Here is an 18146-nt window from a genome sequence, read left to right as displayed (position 1 = left end):
TTTTTCATGATCGCTCGGCTAAATGTTGATAGAGCTTATGATACTTCCCCTTGTAGTGAATGGTGGAACAACTGTTCATGTGAAATGAACTTGACACTATTGACGCCAGGGGATTTTCTGTGTCCGGGATTATGACGCAAGGGTGAAATTAGACTACCTGCCCCGTAAAAGGAGCTTTTTGGGGTTACTCATCCCTCCCGTAAGCTGTAAGCGTTTTAATTTTCGATTGAATAATATCATTTTTCGTTGAATAGGCAAATGTTTATATGGGATCATTTATTCTACAATGTTAGACATCAGGTAAAACTTCATGGCATAGAACACACGGGGGGTTGGACATGGCGCAAATATCCGTAGAACAGGAAACTGTTCCAAAACGGAAGAGAGACAACGGATTCATTCGCTTTTTTAAACAGTGGGATATTCAGTTAATGGTACTTCCCGCTCTCGCACTCATTTTTATTTTCAGTTATATACCGATGTACGGTATTCTGATGTCGTTTCAGGATTTTAATATCTTCAAAGGCATGGGAGACAGCCCTTGGGTAGGGATGAAGCATTTCCGGATGTTCTTTGAGTCTCCAGAGTTTATGAACGTGATGCGAAACACTATCGTTATCAGCTTACTCAAGTTTTTGGTCGGCTTTCCAGCTCCGATCCTGCTTGCGTTGATGCTGAATGAAGTGCGACATCTGTTCTTCAAGAGATTGGTTCAGACCGTCAGTTATTTACCCCATTTCTTATCCTGGGTTATCGTATCAGGGTTTGTGGTTTCCTTGCTTTCTACCGATAACGGAAGCGTAAACATTCTGATGGAAAAAATGAATTTGATTAAAGAACCGATTAATTTCCTATCCATTCCTGAATACTTCTGGGCGATCCTGGTAACCACAGGGGTTTGGAAAGAAATCGGATTCTCCTCCATCGTTTACTTGGCCGCAGTTGCGGGAGTGGATCCTCATATGTACGAAGCGGCAGATATGGATGGTGCGAGCAAATTCAGACAGATTTTCACGATTACATTACCATCCATCATGCCTGTTGTTATCATATTTATGATTCTTGCAATAGGTAACCTGCTCACTGCAGGTTTTGAGGATATTTTGCTCTTGGCTAAGAACCCTGTCTTAAGAGAGGTATCCGACGTAATTGATACTTATGTATACCGGATCGGTATTGAAAACTCCAGGTTCTCCTATGCAACGGCTGTAGGCTTGTTCAAAGCGGTAATCAGCGTGATGCTTCTGACAATTGCTAACGTGATTGCACGCAGATCAGGTAACAGTCTATGGTAAACGAACATGGTGATGAAGGGAGCGGTTAGACTTGGTGCGTTTAGGATTCGGTGATCGTTTCATGATGATCATGATTTATATCTTTCTAGCATTTTTGGCCTTTGTGACGTTTTATCCTTTTTGGAACGCTCTTGTGGTTTCCTTTAACTCTGGAGCCGATACATCGCTTGGGGGAGTCACATTCTGGCCGAGGGATTTTACTTTGGAAAACTACGGTATCGTATTTCAGGATAAACGCCTGCTGAATGGCTTCGGAATATCGGTAGCCCGTACGATTGTGGGAACCATAACTTCGATTCTAGTGACCTCCATCTTCGCTTATGGCATGACCAAACGCGAACTGATCGGTCGTAAATATTACATGATTATGTGTATAGTCACCATGTATTTCGGTGGTGGTTTGATACCAAGCTTCATGCTGATTCGTGGTCTGGGCTTGATGGATTCGTTCTGGGTATTCATCATTCCTGGTTTGGTAAGTGTATGGAACATGATTATATTCCGTACCTTCTTTGCAGGGTTGCCTAATGGCTTGGAAGAGTCGGCAAAAATTGACGGGGCGGGCAATTGGGGGATCTTCTTTAAGATTATCCTGCCGCTATCCGGTCCGGTTATTGCAACATTGTCTTTGTTCACGGCAGTATCACACTGGAATGAATGGTTCCTACCGAGTATTTACATCAATAAAGAAGAATTGCTGCCCATTCAGACGATATTGCGTCAAATACTGAATTCCAACATTATGTCTGAACAGATGAGCAATTTGGACTCGGCATCTCAGGCCGCTTTATCTCGAATGCAGAGTGTGACCACGAAATCTTTGTCCATGGCTACAATGATTGTCGCTACGGTTCCGATCATCATGGTATACCCTTTTGTACAGAAGCATTTTGTTAAGGGAGTACTGGTGGGATCGTTGAAAGAGTAGCACATGTATGGCAAGCAATCCTGTTGTTTGAAGCTTAGCTTTAGACATAAATATCAAGGGGAATTATGAAAGGGGAAATTAGAGAATGAGGCTCAGAAAAAAATCTTTGGCCACATCGGTTACTGCGTTGTTAGCAGCGGCTTTAATGCTGTCAGCATGCAGCGGTGGTACTAAGACAGCTAACCCGACTCCTAGCGACAATGGAACCACCGCACCGCCAACAGAAGCAGCATCAGACAAGTTTGTACTGGGTGAGCAACCGCTTGATTTTAGCTTTTATGGTCACTATGACTGGTACACGATGCCAACATGGGGAGAAGATGCCGCAACGAAATGGATTAAAGAGAATAAAAAAGTCGATGTAAAAGCGGTTAACTCCCAAGGCAATGCTCAACAAAAATTCAACACGATGATTGCTTCCGACGAGCTTCCTGATGTTATTTGGCTGGAGCGGGGATCGGATGTTGAAAAATTGAGAGAAAACGGCATGCTCGTACCTTACGATGACTACTTGGATAAATATCCGAACTTGAAGGAATGGTTGGGTGAGGCAGGAATCAACATGCTTCGTTCCCCTGACGGCAAGCTGTATCAATTCCCTAACTGGTACACCAGCCAACCGAACGGTAATGCAGGTTATGTAGTCAACAGTAAAATTTATAAAGAGCTTGGCGAGCCTAAGCTGGAAACAACGGACGATTTGACTAAATACCTGGAAGCTGTCAAGGCGAAATACGGAAACTCTGTAGTTCCTTATGAACCAGGTATTGAAGGACAAGGGATTGATGTGTTGTACTCTGCTTTCAAAGAGAATGCAATGACACGTTGGATTACCATTCGTGGTGTGCCTAACGGAGATAAATTGACTTCGATCTTTACGGATCCAACATATCGCGAATCGATGCAATATGCAGCGAAGCTGTTCCGTGATAAACTGATTTCTCAAGATGCATTGACTCAAACCGCTGACCAAATCAAGGAAAAAGTAATGACAGGCCGCGTTGCTGTATATGCAGCTTCCAGCCCGACTGAAAATGCAATGAACGCACATGCGGAACTCGTTGCCAAAGATCCGGAAGCCGGTTATTTCATGATCTGGCCGATTCATAAGGAAGGTCTGGACAAGAATAAAATCTTCCCGGGAACCTATACTCAACTGGGTTGGAACGTAAGCGTTATTACGAAAGCTGCAAAAAATCCTGAAGCGATCTTTGCTTTCCTGGACTGGTATACAGGTCCTGAAGGTCAAACACTGTTAATGTGGGGACCGGAAGGCGGATATTGGGATGGATATGAAGAAGATGGTATAACGCCTAAGTTTACTGAGAAATATGTTACGGATGCTGCGGGTCTTGGCAAGTTGCAAGCGGAAACAACAAACCTCCAGTGGAACGGAAACACGGTATTTATTGATACAGCAAAAGCGAAATACGAAAGCACATTGCCAGAAGAAGAGCGTAACTGGTCAACTCGTTGGCAGTATGAAATAACTTGGAAAACTCAAGCAAATGCAACGGAATTCATCAATCTTGATCCGGCCCCAGAAAGCGAAGAAGGTATTATCCGTCAGCGTGTAGAAGATATCTACACAGAAGCTAGAGCGAAGGCGCTGTTTGCGAAGGACGATGCAGAAGTACTGGCTGTCTTGGACAAAGCAGAAGCGGATGCTCAAGCAGCTGGCTATGATAAACTTCTTGCATTCAAAACAACGAAATGGCAAGAAAACTTGGCTCAAATGAATGGTCAAAAGTAGAATAACGTAAACCAAAAGGGTATGCTGCATCTGCAGCATACCCTTATCGAAATTTAGGGGAGAGGATACCCATCTATAAAGTGCTGCTGGCTGACGATGAAATATTGGACCTAGAGGGCATGAGGAGCTTTATTCCATGGGAGAGTCTTGGAATGACCGTGGTTGATTCGGTCAATAATGGATTTGCAGCATGGGAAGTCCTGCAACGAGAGGATATCGACATTCTTGTGACGGATGTACGCATGCCCAATATGACTGGTATTGAATTAGCGCAAAAAGCGCTGAAGATACATGATGAATTACAGGTTATTTTTGTGAGTGGTTACCAGGATTTCAGTTATGTTAAACAGGCAATCGCATTAAACGCTTGTAATTACGTGCTGAAGCCCATGGAGGACCAAGAGCTGATTGAAGAGTTGACCAAAGTTCGGATTGAGCTGGACAGGCTCCATGACCGCAAGGAAACAGAACGGGCTTATCAACTGATGGTACCGATTCTCAAAAATCAGTACCTGCTGCAAATTCTCCAGAAGCCTTATGACGGTGCCATGCTGGGTATTATTAAGCGGGAATACCAACTTCATGAGATGAACTGGCCCGTGCGAGTAATATTACTTGAAGTGGATGATGTCAGCTCCTGGCGGAGCAATCATTACGAGGTCGAGAATCCGAGTGGATTAAATGAGCAGTACTTCACGAGATTGCATAAAGAGCTGGAGAGTTGCGGATTCAGGCATATATGCAAGGTGACAGATCAGCGGATGGCAGTACTCATGGATACGACAAAAGGCAAGGAAGAGATTCAGTCATTACTGACGGCGCTAGGCCAAGAGTATCCCCTTACCGTGACCGTAGGTGAGGGAGGGACTGCGAATCGGCTTGAAGAACTTCATCCGTCCTACGTTATGGCAGAGGGTGCCCTTGACTATAAAATGTTTCGTGGAAAAGGGAAATGGATACTTTATAACGAAGTGCCGACAGAGGACCGGGAGGACGCCAAAAGCCTCGATATCAGGCTGGACTCTTTATTTACCGCTATGACGAATTATGAGATCGTCAAAATCCACGATGAGATCGAAGCCATACAACTGCTTGCATCCAATATCCGCTCCAAATTTACGGTTCGAAATCTTGGAGTATACATTATATTGAAGTTGGACGCGCATTTGCATACGATGCATGAAGACCTGTTTCGGATGCTGGGAATCGAACTGAAAAACCTCGATGTACTCTTGCAATTTGAAACGATGGACGATATTTTCTCGTGGTTAAGAATGAAAGTTTTTGAGATTTCGGAGCAATTGAAATTTCGCAAATCGTCCAAGAATGGACGTCTTGTTGAGGAGATTATTGATAATATACGAGAGCGGGTTCACGAGAATATTACGCTCCGGGATATGGCGAACCGTTTTTCCTTTTCTCCAAACTATCTAGGTGTTCTGTTTAAGGAAGAAACCGGTTATAATTTTAGTGATTATGTCATCAAAATTCGTATGGAGCGAGCCAGAGATCTATTAGTCAGCACGAAACTTAAAATATATGAAGTGGCTTCTCAAACAGGTTACCAGTATTTGCCCTATTTTAGTCGTCAATTCAAAGAGATGTATGGAATGACACCACTGGAGTATAGGCGTAAACACTCTTAATACTACTATACCGCTTGTAATGAGGTTGTGATTAGGTTTGGCGGGGAAATTCGAGCGTATCCGGGTCAAGATACCATTTGGCTTCAAATTAATGATTTCTTACTGTGTATTCATCATAATACCGGTATTGCTTGTAGGAAATATCGCGAACCAGGTATTTATCAAATCGATTAGAGAACAAACGTATAATAACATTCAAGGTACCCTGCACCAAATGAGTGATAATATTTCGTATAAAATGGAAGACATCGTCCGCGTTTCCGACATGCTCTACTTTGATTCGTCCTTTAATAACCGACTGCGTTATTCAGAAAGTACATGGGTAAGCTACGATACGATGGTCAATGTCCTGATTCCGAAGTTGGAAACGGCGATTAACACAGCGAACTCCAAGATTTGGCTGTCGATTTATTTACGGAATGAAGAGTTAAGGGAAATTTATAATAATTATAGTTACTCTGATCCGCTTGAATCCAACACGCGTTTATTTGATATATATCAGTATGAGCGTCTTGTGGATAAGACCTGGTACAAGCTCTATCCCCAAGAGGAAAACTATGGATCGACGCTGGAATGGAAGCAGGTTGAAAATGATGCGGGCAACGGTCGCATTTCACTTTTGCGCAGGCTGATCGACATCAGTTCTATACAGCTGCAGGAGATTGGATTCGTGCGAATCAATGTCAGTCTAGAAGATATGTTCGAAAGCATGGATTATAACAAAATCGGTGATGGGACAGCGTTATATTTGTCGGATGCGCAAGGCAGAGTCATTCTTTCTTCAGGCGGGGTACAGACAACCGTGTTTAAGGAGAACGAGCTGCGCAATAATGGAGACTTGCTTATTCGTAAGCCGATTCCCGTGCTCGGCTGGAATCTTATCGCGGTCGTTCCTGCAGAAATCGTGGAGAAAGATACGGTGAAAATCCGGAACCTCACCCTGCTTATTTGCCTCATTTGCATTGCTATATTTTTTATAGTCAGCATCGTAATATCCAAGTACTTCAGCTTACGCGTATCCAAGATCGTCTCTGTTTTGGATTCTTTTCAGGAAGGTGCATTTCATAAACGGGCTCAGTTCAAGGGAAATGATGAGTTTACACACATCGCTTCGGCCCTGAATGATATGGGCAGCAATATCGGCAAGCTGATTAATGAGGTGTATCTGGCCGACCTTCAGAAAAAACAAGCGGAACTGGAATCGCTGCATGCGCAGATTAATCCGCATTTCCTATACAACACCCTATCCTCCATTAGCCGTCTGGCGCGGTTTGGGATGCTGGATAAGCTGCAGCGCATGGTGATGGACTTAGCGAAGTTTTATCGCCTGTCTCTTAATGATGGACGGAATATCATCTCTGTGAAGAATGAGTTGGAACAGGCTCAGGCATATGTGGATATTCAAAAGATTAAATACGACGAACGCATGCAGGTTACTTATGATTTTGAGCCGGAAGTGGTCCGGTATGAAACCGTGAAATTGATTTTGCAGCCGTTTATCGAGAATGTGCTGGAGCATGCCTGGACCGGGGATTATATACATGTTCGAATTACCGCCAGAGTGCTGGAAGATGTTCTGGAATTTAAAATTATCGATAATGGCGTCGGGTTCCCGCCCGGCAGAGTTCTGGACAATACAGGCGGACAGGATCTAACCAATGCCGGATATGGCATTCGGAATGTGGATCAACGAATCAAACTTCACTATGGCAGCGAATACGGGGTTACATTATTCAGCCGTGCCGGTATTGGGACGACGGTAAGAATTGTGATCCCCCTCGTGAAGCGAACCGTAGCGGAAGGACGCAGCAAAACATTGATGTAACAGGGGGCCTATATCTCCCGATCGTTCAGGCTTCAAGAATGGGCTTGACGAGGGGAGATATTTTCTGTATATTTACTTTATCGATTAAAAGCATAAAAGCTTAAAAGCGAACAAGCGCGAAAGCGACTATCAAACAATAAAATGGAATATATGCAGAAAGAAGGTTTTATTATGATCGTTATTACATCCAATCAAATACCAGAGGAACAAGTTCAGCATATTGTAAGCGAGATTGAGAAGGAAGGACTCCAGGCTCATGTATCCAAGGGAGCGGATCGTACCGTGATCGGGCTGATCGGCAGCGTAAACCCGAAGCTTGCGGAGCATCTTCGCCAAATGAAGGGCGTAGAGAATGTAGTTAAAATCTCCAAGTCCTACAAGCTTGCGAGTCGTGATTTCCATCCGGATGATACCGTCATTGATATTAAAGGCACCAAGATTGGCGGCGGCAATCTGGTCGTTATGGGTGGTCCATGCGCCGTGGAATCGCCGCAGCAGATTGACGAGATTGCGCAGCTGGTTAAGGCAGCAGGCGGACAAGTGCTTAGAGGCGGCGCGTTTAAGCCTCGCACGGGTCCATACAGCTTCCAGGGCGTTGGTGTCGAAGGTTTGATCATGATGGCGGAAGCCGGGCAAAAACACGGCCTGTTGACGATTACGGAGGTTATGACGCCCGAATACGTGGATATTTGTGCGGAGTACGCCGATATCCTGCAAGTGGGTACCCGCAATATGCAAAATTTCGACCTGCTTCGGAAACTGGGCACCTGCGGCAAGCCGGTTTTGCTGAAAAGAGGTTTCAGTGCAACCTATGATGAATTCCTGAATGCAGCGGAGTACATTCTTGCCGGCGGCAATCCGAATGTCATGCTCTGTGAACGTGGAATCCGAACATTCGAAACTTACACCCGCAATACGCTGGATTTATCTGCCATCCCTGTTTTACAAGGGTTGAGTCATCTTCCGGTCATCTCTGATCCGAGTCATGGAACGGGACGACGCGAGCTTGTCGAACCGATGTCCAAGGCATCCGTGGCGGCCGGAGCAGACGGCCTTATTATTGAGATGCATACAGACCCGGATAATTCCATGACAGGTGACGGGGTTCAATCCCTGTTCCCGGATCAATTCGCCGCACTGCTTAAAGACTTGGAGCAGCTGGCCCCATTGGTAGGCAAAAGCTTTGCGACCGCCAAAGCGCCTGCTTCTGAATTTGCGCGCGTATAGCATTTGAGCAGTGACGCTGCAACCACAGGGATCGCGTTAAGAACCTGGTCAAGGTTCGCCATTTCCTTAAATCTAATTGAGAAGACACCTGCAAAGAGCTTGCAGGTGTCTTTTTTCTGAGTTTACATTAACTGGTTCCTCGTGTCATATAAGTTGACATTGTTTTCAAAAATACCTTACATAGGTATTGACGTCAGGTTATCTCCCGGCATATAATGACGAAAAGAAATCGAAAGATTATGAACATTGTTAAGCTGTTTAAGTCTTAATGTTCGGAAATTGGGAGGAAGAGACATGTCGGTAGAGAAAGTATTGCAAACCATTAAAGAGAACAATATTGAGTGGGTCGATTTTCGTTTTGTAGACTTGTCGGGACGGGTTCATCATATTAGCTTGCCGGCTTCAGAAGTAGACGAAGAAACATTCGTGAACGGGGTAGCATTTGATGGATCTTCTATTCCAGGATTCCGCGGCATTGAAGAATCGGATATGGTTATGATGCCTGATCCGGAGTCTTGCTATATCGATCCGTTTACAGCACATCCTACGCTTAACATTATGAGCAACATCTATACTCCGGAAGGGGATGCTTACGAGCGTGACCCGCGCGGTATCGCAGCTCGTGCCGAGCAATACCTTCAAGAGGCCGGTATCGGAACAGCGGCATTCTTTGCACCGGAATCCGAGTTCTTCCTGTTTGATGAAGTTCGCTATGAAAGTTCCATGAACAGCTCCAGCTATTTCGTAGACTCCGAGGAAGCGCATTGGAATACGAACCGTAAGGAAGAAGGCGGCAACCTTGGCTTCAAAGTTGGCGTTAAGGGCGGATATGTTCCAGTAGCGCCTGTGGATACGCAGCAAGATATCCGCAGCGAAATGTGTCGTTTGCTTGATGAAGCAGGACTTCGCGTTGAGCGTCACCACCATGAAGTAGCAACTGCCGGCCAAGCGGAAATCAACTTCCGTTTCGATACATTGAAAAAAACAGCTGACAATTTGTTGATCTATAAATATATCGTGCATAACACAGCGCGCCAATATGGCAAAACCGCTACGTTCATGCCGAAGCCATTGTTCGGGGATAACGGAAGCGGCATGCACGTTCACCAATCCATTTTCGATGGCGATACTCCATTGTTCTACGAGAAAGGCGCTTATGCGAACCTGAGCGAAACAGCGATCCACTATATCGGCGGTATTCTGTACCACGCGCCTGCATTGATCGCTTTGACAAACCCGAGCACCAACTCCTTCAAACGTCTGGTACCAGGCTATGAAGCACCGGTTAACCTCGTATTCTCGAAGGGCAACCGTTCTGCCGCAGTGAGGATTCCGGTTGCGGCCGTAACGCCTAAAGGCTGCCGCATCGAGTTCCGTACACCGGATTCCACGGCGAACCCTTACCTTGCATTCTCCGCTATGCTGATGGCTGGCTTGGACGGTATCAAGCGCAAAATCGATCCAACCGCACTCGGATATGGACCATTCGATAAAAACATCTATGAATTGTCTGACGCCGAGAAGAAAGAAATCCGCAGCGTACCGGGTTCCCTGGATGAAGCTTTGGATGCACTTCAAGCAGACTATGAATTCTTGACAGAAGGCGGCGTATTTACGCAAGAATTCCTCGAGAACTTCATCGAGTTCAAGCGTGCCGAAGCCAAAGCGGTTAATATCCGCGTTCATCCGCACGAGTACTCCCTGTACTACGATCTGTAATAAACAACGTTAAAAAGCCCAGGGCATGATGCCCTGGGCTTTTTTTGTACACATGTAAGTCTGGCTAGGTTTAGGTTTTAGGTGCGGATTACCATGCCAAATGAGATCAAGGGCTATTTTCAAAGGCATTCATTACTAACGCTGCTCTTAGCTAAAACATACTCGTCACTAAAGCTTTACTCTCAAAAGTAACCATAGTTATGCGTATTGCTTCCGCAAGATTCACGGACGATGAGCTCAGGCTCAACGACAAAGGAGCTCACGGGTGATTGCTTATGGATTAGGTCGTAGAGCATGAGCGCTGCCAGGCGGCCGATTTTCTCTTTATTTTGCCGAATCGTCGTTAATTTGGGAGTTGTATATTTGCACGCTTCAATGTCGTCACAACCGATGATCGATACATCGTCAGGGACATTCAGACCGTGTTCCTGAAGCGCTTGGATGGCTCCAATCGCAATCTGGTCGGAGGCAGCAAAGATCGCGCGGGGGAGAGAACCCGCTTGAATCAGCCGCGTCATGGCTTTATATCCGCTTGCCTCATGAAAATCTTCACCGTTCAAGAACCATTCCGCACGGGCCGGAAGTCCAAAGCTTTCCATGGCGTTACGATAACCGGCCTCACGCATGTTGGAGATTTCAGACTCCTTGCTGCCTCCGATGAACCCCAAGTCTCTGAGGCCTTGAAGATAGAAATGCTCCACGACCTTCGAGGACATTTTATAATTATCGGACATGATATGCCCCGACATTTCGCCGAACAGTTCTATATCGACCCCAATGCACGGAATGTCGCTCTCATCAAGCTCCTTAATGGAGGGCTCGATTTCCTCGCCGGATATAATGACACAGCCATCCACCTGATAATGACGGCATCGGCCAAGGTAGTCGGCGTCATCCCCTTGGAATTTCTCATTCGAAAAAAACAGCAGATCGTAACCAAGCACCCCCATTTGCTTCTTAAAGGAATTGAGAACTTCAACAAAAAAAGGATGGGTAAAATCGACATTCAGCTTTCCCGCAAATATGATGCCGATTAAATTGGATTTTTTGGTTGCTAATGTTTTCGCGGAGTTCGAAGGGGTGTATCCCGTCTCTTTCATAATTTCCAACACCCGTGCTTTGGTTTCCTCGGACACATCACTGTAGTTGTTGATAATCTTGGAGACGGTGGATACGGATACCCCGGCCATTTTAGCGATTGTTTTAATGTTTAACGCCATGCGAAACGCCCCTTATTCTGTTTATGATGTCACTTCATAATTTTCGTAAGTTTTCGTTAATCATGATTGCCAATGATTTGTATGTGTAAGGTTAAGGAGAGAAAGAGCCGTTCTATACGTGTTTTCAACTCGAAATATGTTGTTTAAGAACACGATTTTATATGATCCGATAGAGTGATAACGGAAAATATATCGATGAAGCCTACCATTGTGATCAGTATTAACCAATCCGGTTGCAACGTATACAGCACATATCCGAAACTGTTTCGTAAATTAGTGTATCTGCTTTACCTAGGTAAGTCAATGAAGAGAATAGCCGGGATGCCTGTTATAGAAAGGAATTATGCTGAAATATGTTCAATAATGAAATATTGCGACAAAGAGAAAAAAAGCTTTGACAAACAAAAAATTATGAGTAATAATAGGCCTTGCGAAACCGCTTTCGGTATATTTCGCTGAATTACGAAAATTTATAATGAATGTTTCGTAACATCGAGATTGTACTGGACGAGAAAAAGCGAAAATGATGAATCCGGTTTCATAATGAATTGCACTTTAATTTCAGGGGGTAAAGAAATGATTAAGAAATTATCAGCAATACTTTTGGCGGGTGCTCTGACTTTCTCGCTAGCGGCTTGCGGAAGCAGCGATTCGGCCGATAAGGGTACACCTGCGAAAGGCGATAAAAAGGTCATCAAAATTTTACACTGGAAACAAGATAACATCAATAAAGCGGTTGAAGAGATCAACAAGAAATTTGAAGAGAAATATCCCGAGTATAAGATCGAGTATACCACTACGGGTCCTGATGACGAATACAAGCAGGCCCAAAGAGCGAGAATTACCGCTAATGACGTTGACGTTTTGGCTGATTTATCGGGTATGAGACTCTCCCCGCAGGAATGGACACCGGGTGCGAAAGTGCCTGATTGGCAGCAGTGGATCGATACAGGCTTGATCGCTGATTTGTCCGACCAAGCCTTCATTAAGAATTATAACGCCAACGATATCGAAAAAGCCGGAACTTATAACGATAAAGTGTATGCTATCCCAACGGGCAAGGTTGCGATGTCCGGCCTGTTCTACAATAAGGAAATCTTCGAACAGAATGGATTGAGCGTACCGAAAACATGGTCAGAGTTCATCAAGCTGAACGATGACCTGAAAGCCAAAGGCATTACCCCGATTGTTGTTGCTGGTAAAGACGTATGGCCATTGAAACTTCCTGTTTTCGCCCTGCAAGCAAAAATTCTGGGTGGCGGAGATCAGCAGAAATGGATTGAAGGCGTTTGGAAAGGCGAGACGGCTTACAACGATGAAGAGGCAATCGAAGTATTGGAAAAAATGAAGACGCTTCAAGACAATTACATGATTGACGGATTCATGGGGATTGATTACGCAACGGCGCCTTCCTATTTTGCCACAGGAAAAGCAGCGATGCTGGCTGATGGCTCTTGGGATGCTCCAACCGTCGCAGCAGCGAATCCGGAGCTGAAATTCGGTTACTTCCCGCTTCCGGCTACGGAAGATGCAGCCAAGAATTCCTCCTTTGTCGGCAAGTATGACGTAACCTGGTATGCAGCCGAGAAGGGACCGAACAAAGAAGGGGCTCTAAAATGGCTTGAGTTCTTCTCCGAGCCGGAAAATTACACCACCTTCGTGAAAGCTGCCGGCTTCATCCCGACACAGGATAACATTCAGACGGAGAGCGACTTTATTGACAGTGAACTGACTCCATATCTCGGAGAGTTCGAATTGGCGTACGAAATCATGATGATTAACCGTCAAAATATCGGCGAGCATTTGGCTGCAGAAGGCGTTCATACGGAATTCCTGGCACCGGGCGGCCCATACAAAACAGCAAAAGAGCTGGCTGACATTCAACAAAAAGAATGGGAAGCTGCCGCTCCAAAATAAAGCTTCTTCTATTATAAAGAGACCTATATAGAATGAACCATACTGTAGTCGGGGTCTGTGCAGCAGGCCCCGACATTTATTGAAATGGGATTTGCGAGGTGAGAGAGATGTATCCATTTGGAAAAGGATTTAACCGATTCATACCCTTATTGCTGCTGCTGATACCGATGGCGCTTTACATCGTCTTTTATTTTGGACCATCGATCCTGACGGTCATCTATTCCTTTACCGATGTCAAGAACCTCCCGGGCAGCACGTACCAATTTGTCGGGCTGGATAATTATAAGGAATTATTTTTCTCGGGGAACTCAGGAGAGCGGTGGCGTTCCATCGTAAACACCCTGATCTTTATGTTCGTTGTTACGATCGTGCAGAACGGGGTCGCTCTGTTTATCGCCGTCATCATTAACCAGCGCCTGAAAGGCGATTACTTCTATCGTGCCGTATTCTTCCTGCCGGTGGTTCTGGGCGTAGCCGTCGTCGCTTTGATCTGGGGGATGATGTTCGACCCGTTAAACGGACCGGTCAATCGCCTCTACGACGCGCTCTTCGGCTATCAGGACATGTTCTTCGGGAGCTTTACTCATGCGTTCGGCTATATTATCTTCGTCCAGATTTGGATGTACATGGGCTATTCCATGCTGATCTTTCTGGCCGGGCTCCAATCGGTCCCTAAAGATTTATACGAGGCGGGGCATATTGACGGCACCAACAAGTGGCAGTCCTTCCGTCATATTACCTTCCCCCTGATCGCACCGTCCTTTACGGTGAATATGCTGTTATCCATCATTGGCGCCATGTCGACCTTTGATATCATTTTGGCGACAACGGACGGTCGCTTCAATACAAGGACGATGGCGTATGACGTGTACAAAGAGACATTCCGGGGAAGTTTGGAAATGGGCCTTCCTTCGGCGTTATCCGTTGTTCAGTTCCTGATTATTCTCCTCTTTGTTGTGGTGGCGGTCAGACAGACGCGTAAGAGAGAGGTGGAGTATTGATGCGAAATTCCAAAACCACGCAAATTCTTTCTTACGCCGTTGTAGGTTTGCTGCTGATTCTGTATGTCGTTCCGCTGCTGCTTGTATTCAATGTATCGCTCAAATCCTTCAACGAGTATCTGCTCAACCCGATCGGGATCGTTCAGAACATGGAATGGGGCAATTACACGCAAGCATGGTCTGAAGGCAATTTCGCCGGTTATTTTGCGAACAGCTTGATATATACGGTAGCGGCGACGCTGCTGACCATCATCGTGTCGTTGTTTGCGGCGTTTCCGGTAGCGCGCGGATATGTGATGTGGAGCGGCTTTATTTATATGTTCTTTTTGCTGTCCCAGTTTCTTCCGAATCCGATGGTGGCCCAGTATAAACTCATGCTGTCCTTCAAGGAGAGCGTATCGTTCTTCGGGTATGATACCAAGCTCGGTTATATCCTGCTGAAAACGACGGGAACGGGCGTTGTGTTCATGATGTTTGTCGGTTACATCAAGTCGATTAGCCGCGATTTGGATGAGGCGGCAGGCATGGATGGTTCCGGTTATATCCGTTACCTGTTCCAGATCATTCTGCCGCTGATGAAGCCGGTTATCGCAACGGGCGTCATTCTGACCGCGATCGGAATCTGGAATGATTTTGTCGGCCCGATCATGTATCTCCCGAGTCCGTCCAATTATCCCATTACGTTCGGCCTGAAGGAATTCAGGGGGCAATACGGGAATAACTGGCCGCTGCTTGCATGCGGAATTACGATCGTAGCCGCACCGTTGATCATTCTGTACACGTTCATACAGAAATATCTGGTGGACGGGGCGCTGGCGGGAGCCGTCAAATCCTAAGGCATAGAGGGGAAGAAATCGCAATATGAAATCAACAGGATGGAAGTTTGAGGGGGACCAGGGTGTCTTTAAGATAAGTCATCCCGAACATCATAATTATTTATATTTTCCTTTAGTGAATGAGGCCGGCATGATGTCGGCCGTCACGCCGAATCTTCACGGTGAAATGACCAGCAGTCATAATACGTTTTTCATGCCGCCCGTTTCGGTGGAGGATCTTCACAATTCCAAGTCCGCGCGTAACTTTTGGGTGCATGTTGACGGGCATGGCGCATGGTCCGTAACCGGCAATTCAGCCAAGCAGAATGCAAGCCGGTTCATGAACGAGGAAGAAGAAAGCCAGCTGGAAGCCGGGTTTTTATGGCATAAGCTGACGCGGATTAATGGAGAGGCCGGACTGCAAGCGGAAGTAACAAGTTTCGTTCCGGTAACGGATGACCAGGTCGAATTAATGAAAGTGAAGCTGACCAACGTAGGCGAGCAGACGCTAAAACTAACCCCTACCGCGGCGATCCCGCTGTATGGCCGTTCGGCAGACGACCTGCGGGACCATCGCCACGTGACATCCCTTCTTCACCGGATCTTTGTCCATCGTAAAGGGATTGAAGTACAGCCTGCTCTCTCATTTGACGAGCGGGGTCACCGTATCAATCACGTATCCTACAGTGTGTTGGGTGCGGAAGCGGACGGTGCGGAACCGATTGGTTATTTTCCGGTGCTTGAAGAATTTATTGGGGAAGGCGGCGCGCTCGATTGGCCTGAGGCGGTCATTGCCAATAAGCAAGCGGTCGCGCAAGCAGGAGACTCCTTGGCGGGTTACGAGGCCATTGGAGGCCTGCGGTTTGCGGGGGTGCAGCTGCAGCCTGGTGAATCGAAGGCTTATGTTATGGCGATGGTCATTTCGGAAGATCGCGCCGAGATTGGAACACTTGCCGAAACGTATTTATCGGAGAGACGCTTTGATGAGCTGCTTGCGCAGAATGAAGCCTATTGGAATGATAAACTGAATGCCGTTTCCTTCCAGACCGGTGATCAGCAGCAGGACCTGTGGATGAAATGGGTAACCTTGCAGCCGATATTGAGACGTCTTTATGGCAATTCATTCCTTCCTTATCATGACTATGGCCGTGGGGGACGTGGATGGCGTGACCTATGGCAGGACTGCCTGGCATTGATGATCATGGAACCGTCCGAGGTACGGTATCTGCTGCTTAATAATTACGCGGGTGTACGGATTGACGGAAGCAATGCAACGATTATCGGAACGAAGCCCGGTGAGTTCATCGCTGACCGGAACAACATACCGCGCGTATGGATGGATCATGGTGCATGGCCATTCATGACCACGCTGCTTTATATGGATCAGAGCGGGGATTTGGATTTCCTGAATCAGCCGCAGACCTATTTCCGCGATGTATTCGTGAAACGCTGCAAGGAGAAGGACATAGGATGGCTGCCTGAGCACGGGAATCAGCTCTTAACCGTGGACGGTGAGGTATACGAAGGTACGATACTGGAGCATATGCTGCTGCAGAATCTGGTTCCGTTCTTTAATGTAGGGGAGCACAATAACATCAAGCTTGAGGGGGCAGATTGGAATGATGGTCTTGACCTTGCCCCGGATCGAGGCGAGAGCGTAGCCTTTACTGCGTTCTATGCAAGCAATTTGATGCAGCTTGGCGATCTGCTGCTGGCATGGCGGGACAGCGAAGGCGTGGAGTTAATTGAAATAGCAGAGGAAATGGCCGTGCTGCTCGATTCGCTAACGGCTCCCGTCTCATACGACGATGTGCAGGAGAAGCTGGGGCTGCTTGATCAGTATTATGAGTCAGTTAAAGTCTCCGTGACCGGAAACAAACGAAAGTTTAGCGTGGCGGATGTTGTTCAGGATTTGAAACGGAAAGCCGACTGGATCATCCAGCATTTGCGCGGCAAAGAATGGATGACGAGCCAAGAAGGATATTCGTGGTTTAACGGTTACTACAATAACGATGGAGAGCGCGTGGAAGGTGATCATCCCCTTGGCGTCCGGATGACGCTCACTGGTCAGGTCTTTGCTATTATGGGCGGAATAGCGGACAATGAACAGGTAGGGCAAATAACGAAGGCAGTTGATCGGTATTTAAAAGATCCGAACATCGGCTATCGCCTGAATTCGAACTTTGGCGAGATTCAGCAAAATCTCGGGAGGGCTTTCGGATTCGCTTTCGGCCATAAAGAGAATGGAGCCATGTTCAGTCATATGAGCGTCATGTACGCTAACGCTCTCTATAAGAGAGGTTTTGTCCGAGAGGGATACGAGGTATTGCAATCGATTTACGATTTAAGCAATGACTTTGAACGCAGCCGCATGTATCCGGGTATTCCCGAGTACATCAACGAGAAGGGGAGAGGGATGTATCCCTATCTTACCGGGTCGGCAAGCTGGCTTTTGCTGACCATGCTGACCGAGGTTTTTGGAGTAAAAGGAAATTGGGGACATCTGCTCCTGGAGCCGAAGCTCAGGCCTTCGCAGTTCGGAGCCGACGGTACTGCCGTTGTTCATACGCGGTTTGCGGGTAAAGAGCTTCAGATTGTATATAGCAATCCGAAGCGGCTGGATTACGGAAGCTATACGATTCAATCGGTTACGCTGAACGGCGAGAAGATTCAGCTGCGCAGTCAGAAGCAGGAGTCTGCCGAACTGGATCGCAGCTTGCTGTCCGCGTTATCCGATGACGAGTGTCAGCGGATTCTTGTCGAGCTTGCCTGACACACGAGCATACAATATTTCGGAAGC

12 protein-coding genes are annotated in these 18146 nt (G+C 46.5%); 11 read left to right on the top strand and 1 reads right to left on the bottom strand.

Annotated elements, in window-relative coordinates:
- Positions 1 to 338: 338 nt before the first annotated feature.
- The 7 genes from BJP58_RS13295 (at position 339) to glnA (ending at position 10393) form a co-directional block, all read left to right on the top strand.
- On the top strand, positions 339 to 1295 hold the full coding sequence (locus tag BJP58_RS13295; RefSeq protein WP_194544302.1) for an ABC transporter permease: 957 nt from the start codon (positions 339 to 341) through the stop codon (positions 1293 to 1295).
- 31 nt (positions 1296 to 1326) lie between these two features.
- Positions 1327 to 2223, top strand: coding sequence for a carbohydrate ABC transporter permease (locus BJP58_RS13290; RefSeq protein WP_194544301.1), 897 nt, complete (start codon positions 1327 to 1329; stop codon positions 2221 to 2223).
- A gap of 85 nt (positions 2224 to 2308) precedes the next feature.
- A complete protein-coding gene (locus BJP58_RS13285; RefSeq protein ID WP_194544300.1) occupies positions 2309 to 3976 on the top strand; it encodes an extracellular solute-binding protein in 1668 nt (555 codons plus the stop codon).
- Between the two features lie 71 nt (positions 3977 to 4047).
- A complete protein-coding gene (locus tag BJP58_RS13280) occupies positions 4048 to 5622 on the top strand; it encodes a response regulator (RefSeq protein ID WP_194544929.1) in 1575 nt (524 codons plus the stop codon).
- A 91-nt stretch (positions 5623 to 5713) separates the two neighbouring features.
- On the top strand, positions 5714 to 7447 hold the full coding sequence (locus BJP58_RS13275; RefSeq protein WP_194544928.1) for a sensor histidine kinase: 1734 nt from the start codon (positions 5714 to 5716) through the stop codon (positions 7445 to 7447).
- A 171-nt stretch (positions 7448 to 7618) separates the two neighbouring features.
- On the top strand, positions 7619 to 8674 hold the full coding sequence (aroF, locus tag BJP58_RS13270) for a 3-deoxy-7-phosphoheptulonate synthase (RefSeq protein WP_194544299.1): 1056 nt from the start codon (positions 7619 to 7621) through the stop codon (positions 8672 to 8674).
- Positions 8675 to 8968: 294 nt separating this feature from the next.
- Positions 8969 to 10393, top strand: coding sequence for a type I glutamate--ammonia ligase (gene glnA / locus BJP58_RS13265; protein ID WP_113057606.1), 1425 nt, complete (start codon positions 8969 to 8971; stop codon positions 10391 to 10393).
- A gap of 182 nt (positions 10394 to 10575) precedes the next feature.
- Here glnA and BJP58_RS13260 read toward each other — a convergent pair whose 3' ends face one another.
- On the bottom strand, positions 10576 to 11613 hold the full coding sequence (locus BJP58_RS13260; protein ID WP_194544298.1) for a LacI family DNA-binding transcriptional regulator: 1038 nt from the start codon (positions 11611 to 11613) through the stop codon (positions 10576 to 10578).
- 576 nt (positions 11614 to 12189) lie between these two features.
- Here BJP58_RS13260 and BJP58_RS13255 point away from each other — a divergent pair.
- The 4 genes from BJP58_RS13255 to BJP58_RS13240 all read left to right on the top strand — a co-directional run bounded on the left by BJP58_RS13255 (position 12190) and on the right by BJP58_RS13240 (position 18119).
- Entirely contained in the window at positions 12190 to 13530 is a 1341-nt protein-coding gene (locus BJP58_RS13255) for an ABC transporter substrate-binding protein (RefSeq protein ID WP_194544297.1), read from the top strand.
- 107 nt (positions 13531 to 13637) lie between these two features.
- A complete protein-coding gene (locus BJP58_RS13250) occupies positions 13638 to 14531 on the top strand; it encodes a carbohydrate ABC transporter permease (protein WP_071217869.1) in 894 nt (297 codons plus the stop codon).
- On the top strand, positions 14531 to 15367 hold the full coding sequence (locus BJP58_RS13245; protein WP_071217870.1) for a carbohydrate ABC transporter permease: 837 nt from the start codon (positions 14531 to 14533) through the stop codon (positions 15365 to 15367). The genes BJP58_RS13250 and BJP58_RS13245 overlap by 1 nt, the downstream gene beginning before the upstream one ends.
- A 25-nt stretch (positions 15368 to 15392) precedes the next feature.
- Entirely contained in the window at positions 15393 to 18119 is a 2727-nt protein-coding gene (locus tag BJP58_RS13240; RefSeq protein ID WP_194544296.1) for a GH36-type glycosyl hydrolase domain-containing protein, read from the top strand.
- The last annotated feature ends 27 nt before the right edge of the window (positions 18120 to 18146 follow it).

The sequence above is a fragment of the Paenibacillus sp. JZ16 genome (genome assembly GCF_015326965.1).
GTDB lineage: Bacteria > Bacillota > Bacilli > Paenibacillales > Paenibacillaceae > Paenibacillus_AQ.
Note: the sequence above shows the minus strand (reverse complement) of the source record. Positions and strands in the feature narration are given on the sequence as shown.

Excerpts from the sequence above, each read along its gene's own strand:
- BJP58_RS13255 (WP_194544297.1), top strand. The coding sequence starts at position 12,190 with ATGATTAAGAAATTATCAGCAATACTTTTGGCGGGTGCTCTGACTTTC.
- BJP58_RS13260 (WP_194544298.1), bottom strand. The coding sequence starts at position 11,613 with ATGGCGTTAAACATTAAAACAATCGCTAAAATGGCCGGGGTATCCGTA.
- BJP58_RS13250 (WP_071217869.1), top strand. The coding sequence starts at position 13,638 with ATGTATCCATTTGGAAAAGGATTTAACCGATTCATACCCTTATTGCTG.
- BJP58_RS13245 (WP_071217870.1), top strand. The coding sequence starts at position 14,531 with ATGCGAAATTCCAAAACCACGCAAATTCTTTCTTACGCCGTTGTAGGT.
- BJP58_RS13240 (WP_194544296.1), top strand. The coding sequence starts at position 15,393 with ATGAAATCAACAGGATGGAAGTTTGAGGGGGACCAGGGTGTCTTTAAG.
- aroF (WP_194544299.1), top strand. The coding sequence starts at position 7,619 with ATGATCGTTATTACATCCAATCAAATACCAGAGGAACAAGTTCAGCAT.
- BJP58_RS13285 (WP_194544300.1), top strand. The coding sequence starts at position 2,309 with ATGAGGCTCAGAAAAAAATCTTTGGCCACATCGGTTACTGCGTTGTTA.
- glnA (WP_113057606.1), top strand. The coding sequence starts at position 8,969 with ATGTCGGTAGAGAAAGTATTGCAAACCATTAAAGAGAACAATATTGAG.
- BJP58_RS13295 (WP_194544302.1), top strand. The coding sequence starts at position 339 with ATGGCGCAAATATCCGTAGAACAGGAAACTGTTCCAAAACGGAAGAGA.
- BJP58_RS13275 (WP_194544928.1), top strand. The coding sequence starts at position 5,714 with ATGATTTCTTACTGTGTATTCATCATAATACCGGTATTGCTTGTAGGA.